This window comes from Duganella sp. GW822-FHT06D06, assembly GCF_058799615.1.
Window position 1 is genome coordinate 1 of record NZ_JBXALQ010000068.1, and the last position, 572, is coordinate 572.

Sequence of the window (572 nt, forward strand, 5' to 3'; positions counted from 1 at the left end):
CAAGTGCTGTACGTTCTTTAACAATCTGGAAGAAGTAAGTAAATTTTTATGTACCCATGCGGGGAACCGCGTGGGTGGGTAATGATTGTATGTATCAACAAACGCAACAACGTAGTACTTCTTATTCCTATAAACGCTCCTTGTTTTGTCGCAGGGGCTAACGTTATAGGGACAAGTGAATAAGTGCACATGGTGGATGCCTTGGCGATTACAGGCGATGAAGGACGTAGTAGCTTGCGATAAGCTGCGGGGAGCTAGCAAACAAGCTTTGATCCGCAGATTTCCGAATGGGGAAACCCGGCCTTTTAGGTCATTGCATACTGAATACATAGGTATGCAAAGCGAACGCGGCGAACTGAAACATCTAAGTAGCTGCAGGAAAAGAAATCAACCGAGATTCCCAAAGTAGTGGCGAGCGAAATGGGATGAGCCTGCACGTTTTAGCATGACGCATAGAAGAATCCTCTGGAAATAGGAACCATAGCGGGTGATAGTCCCGTATTCGAAATGCGATGTGTGGAACTAAGCGTGCGACAAGTAGGGCGGGACACGAGAAATCCTGTCTGAATATG

General features: G+C 46.5%; 1 rRNA gene. It reads left to right on the forward strand.

Annotation, left to right across the window (positions count from 1 at the left end):
• Window positions 1-169 precede the first annotated feature (169 nt).
• Window positions 170-572 (forward strand): 23S ribosomal RNA (locus AC1RMD_RS31220); the annotation flags it as partial.